Genomic DNA, 5,837 nt, shown 5'->3' with positions numbered 1-5,837 from the left:
GCGTCTGGAGCAGACCATTGTCGCCATAGGTGTAGCTGAAAGTGGAGCCTCCAAAGCCGACCTGGGCCAGCAGACCATCCGCCCGGTGGTCAAAGCTCCAGCTGCCCCCCACCCCACTGCCCACCGCAGAGACATCGCTGCCACGCGTCAGGCCGTTCCGACGTCCCGCACCGTCATAGGTATTCACCAGATGCGTGACCACGGTGCCGTTCAGCTTCGTCTTCTGATAGTCAAGGTGCCCCTGCCCGTCGAAGGCGCTCAACACCTCGGTCACTGCGGCATACGTGGTTTCCTTTAACTGCGTCAGCTGTCCGCGTACATCATAGGCCAGCATCTCCCGCATCACGTAGCTGGCGTCCCCCACCGTGCCCACCGTGGTGGCGGCCTGTCGCTGCCAGTCATCATACGTCACGCCGTGCACCAGACCGCGAGGGTCCGTATACTGCTTGAGCAGCCCCTTTTCCTTGCCAGCAGTGTAGTATTGGTAGCTGTGGTAGCGACGACTTTGCACGCTCCCCGCCCCCTGCAGATAGCTTTCCGCCGGACGCCCGGCGACATCGGTGATAGCCACCTCCGTCAAGGATTGCGGCATGCGGCGCTCTACTCTCTGGCCTCCTCCGGGCAGGTAGGCGTAGACGAACTGCGTCGCCGTGCCATCCGGCAACCGGGTGAGTATCACGCGGTTGAGGCCGTCATAGCTCGTTCTGGTGGTTTGCCCCGTTTCCCCTGTAGAGGACACGGCATTGCCACCTGCATCATACTCTGTGCGCGCGAAGCTGCCATCCGCATGTCTCAGAAGAACCGCCTTCCCGGCGTTATCCGTCCACATCGTTTGCGTGACGGCTCCGCCTGCTGTTCCCGTAGTGGTCGTTACCTGATGTGAGTCCGCGCTGTACACCACACCCGACTGGGTCACCACGGCGTTGGCTGCGTTGCGCACCACCGTGCCAACCGTACGCCCTAGGGCGTCACTGAAGGTCTCCGTGCTTTCCCCCAGGCCATTTACCACTTTGTTTCTCAACCCCGTAGCATCATAGTACATCGTGGAGAGCTGGGCGGCACTGGTGGCACCTGCCGCAGGCACAGAGCGAGTGATCAGACGGTTGAGCTTGTCGTAGGTGCTCGTGGTGATATGGCCCACCAGATTGGAGGTGGTCACCTGATTGCCCCGGCGATCCGACGTTACGGACTCGCTGGCCAGCGTCTGCCCGTTGGCATTTTTGAGCGTCCGGGTGGCGGTGCGGGATGCATCATTGTAAGTGATCTCATGGTACAGATGCTCGCTCAGAGGCTCCTGTTTGACACGTCTGTCCAGATAGTAGCGCCACTCCAGCTGCGTGCCATCTGGATTGATCTTCCGCCTCGGCCTCCCGTCAGAGGTGAAGAAACTCTGTGTCACACCCCCATGGGCATCCGTCTGTGTCACCTTGCGCAAAGCATCGTCGTACACGGATGTTTCACCAGCCAGAAGCTGGCCGCCGTTTTCCCAGTCACCTTCATGGGCCTCCGTGCTCGTTCTCCGTCCAATGTCGTCGTACCCGAACTTCACCGAGTTCCCACGGGCATCCACAGACTTGATCAGATCACCAAATAAGTTGTAGAAAAACTTGTGTGTGGCGAACACCGCTTCTCCTGACGGGGCCTCCACACCGGTGCCGTCCAGCTTTGCTTGGGAACGCCAGCTCACCCGTTCGACCGGGCGGCCCGCTCCGTCATAGCGCATGTAGGTATAGTCTTCAGGACGGGTACGGGAGCCATCTTTCCACTCCACGTCCCCCGTGAGGTTGTAGTAGGTGTAGTCCCAGGCGATCTGCTGTCCGTTTCCATCTAGACGCTCCCACCAGATGGGTCGCCCGCTGTCGTCGTAAGCGTAGCGGTTCACTTTTTTTGCCACGGTCGCGTCCATGATCCTTTCCTCCACGAGTTCGCCCCTGAGATTATGTAAAAACTCCGTCACCAGGTTGGGATAGTTGACCTGGTCGCCCTGCCCGCTATATGCCGTGCGCTTGGTCAGAAAGCCACGCGCGTCGTGCAGCAGTTCTGTGACAGCCTCATCAGCGGTGCCCTCTGCAGTCTTGGTGGTCTGCACCAGTCCTTTCGCAAAAGGCAACTGCAGGAGGTCAGACGGGTTGCTGAATACATCGTAGTAGCTGTTCGTCGCAGCGTTCAGCACGCCGCCACCGGAGTCCTGCTCCTCCACCCGCGTTACCAGATAGGGACGTGCCACATCCTGATAGAAATACCGCGTCCGTTTGCCCGTCGCCAGGCCGGTCCCGGGATCGGGATGAATGATGAGTTCCGGCAGGTGCAAGCCGTTATAGGAAACACCGGTCACTGCCGTATCCGTGGCCGTGCCATCTCCGTCCAGGTCTCCCAGTACGCGGATCTCAGTCACGTCTCCACTGGAGTTGTAGGCATACTCTGTACGCGCCTGTCCGCGTGCCGCCATGGCCTTCAAGCCCCCTGCATACGCGCCCGGCACCCCGTTGATCACATCCTGGCTGGTGAACCACTCCTGCTCCATCTTGGCATTCGTGCCCGTCCCCGTCACCGCATTGGTAACCGTACTCACCGGGTCAAAGACCTTGGTCAGGCGGTTGTTGGTGTAGTAGTAAATCGTCTTGCGGTCATAGGCATCAAGGATCTCCGTGCGGCCCGTGGTCATTCCGTTAGCATCGGTGCTGTTGACATAGGCGTAGGTCGCATTCCGGACGGTCTCGTAGGACTCCGCCGCTGGCAGCGTGCGTTCGTTGGCCCCGCCGTGCTTGCCCACCGTGGCCCGCTGCAACGTGACACGCCGCAGATGCGAGGCCTTGCCGATCCTGTCACTGCCCGCGCCAATCGCATTGCCCTCAGCATCCGTTTCGCCCTGCACGTAGAGTTGGTAGTCGCTCTCCACAATCCTGCCTCCCGGCCGGACCTCCTTCTTAATGAGGTGGGTCGAGTACCAGGCCAGGTTGTTCGTGCTGCCGACCTTTCCCTGCTCATGCAGATACTCGTACCTTGCCCAAGAGTTGTCCGGCAGCGTCACCTCCACAAGATCCCCAAAGCCATCATACCGGTACGAAATGCGTCGCCCATCCCCTGCGAACACCTCCACAATGTGGCCGTAGACATCATAGTTGAAGCCAAAGAAGTTGCCATTGCTCGCCTGCACACGAGCCAACTGCCCGAATGAGGAGTGGGTGTTTGCCACATTCCACGGGTTCCCGGAGCCGCTGTCGCCATAGAACTTGAATTCAAGATAGTTACCCACGGCATCGGTCCATCGTCTCAGATAAGGCCTTTGCCTGCTCACCACAGGATTCGTCCCGTGGGCGGGAAAACTGCGCACCTCATACACCCGCGTGCTGCCATCCACACCGTACAGCGTGTAGGTGCTGATGCCGCCAGGACTGGTACGAAGGATCCGGTTGCGGAACAAGTTCCGCACCGAGCCAATTTCCATTCCGCTGCCATTGGAGAGGTGCGGGTTGTCCTCCGCCCGCACAATCCACTCCTCAGCGGAGGTATTGGCGGTATTGCGTGTGTAGACGAGCACCGACCCGTCCAGCTCCGCCACCTGGAGCTTTGCTTCATTGTCCGTGGGAACGATGTAGGGGAAGTAGGCCATCTTCCAGCCAAAGCCAAAGCTGCCCGCATGGGAGGACTGGCTGCTGTAGTTTCGGCGAACTTGCAGAGGGATGGGCCCTGGCAGCACCAGATCCACCTCGTCTGCATAGAGCTCGCCCGTCACCATGTTGACTGGGTCTCCCGCCCAGTCCGATCCCAGGCCAATGTCCGAGTAGAAGGTGCCCCAGAGGTTCCCCCCCGGGTCCAGAGAGCTTGAGATCAATGACGGCATGCTCAGGTAGCTGTCATAGGCGCTTGAGAGACTGCCACCGCTAAGGCCAACCCCGCCCATAAAGTACTGGTCGGCATAGGAGAGGTAGGAATCCCCGCCCAGAATGCTCGTGCTCATCCCACTCCACAGGGAGGTGGACTGGCTCAGGCTCGTGTAGGAGGACTGTGAGACGCTCGAACCCCACAGGGAGCTGCCCAGGCTCATGCTGATGGAGCTGGACGTGTCTGACCAGAAATCTGAGGCATAGCTCGTGCTCCCGCCCCAGTTGCTCGTGGTGGTGCTGGAAAGTGCCGTCGTGCTCCAGCTCCAGTCATCATAGACATAGGAGCTGCTGCCGGTGAAGAAGCTGCCGCCCCAGCCGCCGTTGATCTGCCCGATGAGCGCCCCGGCCTGGCTCTTGCCAATGATGAGCGCCCCCATGCCCTTCCAGTTCCCACCGGCACCAGCCACCGGCCCCGGCGTGATGTACACCCGGGCGAGGTTCTTGTCCCATCCGGCAAAGGCCGCCTCCACACTGGTCCACAGCCCCCCCGCCCAGGCCGCCAGCGTCTTCGTGCTGCCGCCGAACGCGTAGGTCTTCGTCTTCTCCGTGAGATAGTTATCCGCCGTGAGTTCGATGACATTCGTCGCCGCGTTGCCATCCTGCTGGATCCGGTGGATCAGGTTCACCGTGGACACCGCATCCGTGTCCTCCACGTTCACGTATTTCTGGATCGTGTGATCCTCCAGGGAGGAGATCTCCGCGATGAACAGATTCGTCATGAAATCAGCCCCCGTGATCATGCCCTGGCCACCCGCATCCGGGCGCACATCGCCATAGCCGGCCCAGGCCGTACGGCTGAAGTTCATGTCCACCACCGGGTAGATCTGCTCCACCCGCTTCGTCGTCTGGCTGTTGGGCAGCGGCGCATTGGCCACCACCGGGTTCCCGCTGCCATCCCGCTTCGCGCCGAACTGGGCAAATCCATGCGCCCGCATCGATACCGTGTGCACCTTGAACAGGTCCTTCAGCGTATCAAACGAGCGACTCACCCGCTGGTAGTAGGACATGCCCATAAGATAGGCAGTCGTCCCCTGGATCAGGTCATAGTCCGCCGCCAGATTCGCATCCGCCGCGCGCGCCTGCTCGTGCTTCCAGAACGGCTCCAGATGCACCTTCAACATCCGGTCCGTCACCCGGCCTGAATTCAGGCAGAAGGCATTCAGATCCCCCAGGCCAAACACCGAGACCGAGGGCGAGCTCGCCGTGGCCCCGCCACCAGGGCCGAAGTCGAGGTTGTTGATCCCCGCAAAGTGGGCCCAGCCCCCCAGCAGATTCTGATCCGCCACCCCCACCGGTCCGCCATAGTTGCGCTGGCGGTGGTACACCACCTTGAACTTGTAGTTCTTGTGGGTGTTCGTCACTGCCACATCCCTCACCTGGCGGCGCAGCAGGTACGGATCGCTGCCGGTCGTGAAGTCACCCGTGCCCGCCGCCACGTTGTCCAGATCATACGGCTCCATCGCGAACCTCATGGTGTAGTTCCCCGTCGTGCCAGGCAGGAAGTTGATCACCGCACGGCGGTTGTGCAGGTCCGCCAGGCGCAGGCCCGTCAGGGTGATCTTCTTGTTCGTGTCCTGGTCGTTCACGATCTCAATGTCCACCGTGTCAAACCTCGAACCATTCGCGCTCACGCGGTCACTCTGCGTGTACGTCCCCGTGGTCGTGTTGAACTGCGTAGGCTGGGGGAACTCCTTCCACTGCACGCGGTTGAACTTCCGGTTGCGGAAGCGCACCCCCAGGCTGTCCTTCGCCAGCCCCGGCCAGTTCTGCCGCAGGCCCTTGTCCAGATCCTTCAGAAAGATGTTCCCCGGCGTGCGATCCTCCGCATCCAGCGTCCAGAGTGGGTCATTGGCCTCCGCCTTCAGGTACTTGCGCACCCATTCACGGATGCTCTTCGTCCCGCTCGGCAGATACCCTTCCACGGCCAACCCTTCCACCACCTCTGTGTCC

The 5,837-nt window shown here is 61.0% G+C and carries 1 protein-coding gene; it reads right to left on the bottom strand.

The window, feature by feature from the left end; genetic code table 11:
* Nucleotides 1-5,837, bottom strand: a 5,837-nt coding sequence (locus BV106_RS22375) for a DUF6531 domain-containing protein (protein ID WP_038168447.1), incomplete at both ends; no start/stop codon positions are given.

Origin of the sequence: Verrucomicrobium sp. BvORR106, assembly GCF_000739655.1 — a bacterium.
Classification (GTDB): domain Bacteria; phylum Verrucomicrobiota; class Verrucomicrobiia; order Verrucomicrobiales; family Verrucomicrobiaceae; genus Verrucomicrobium.
This window is presented reverse-complemented; position numbering and strand designations above follow the sequence as displayed.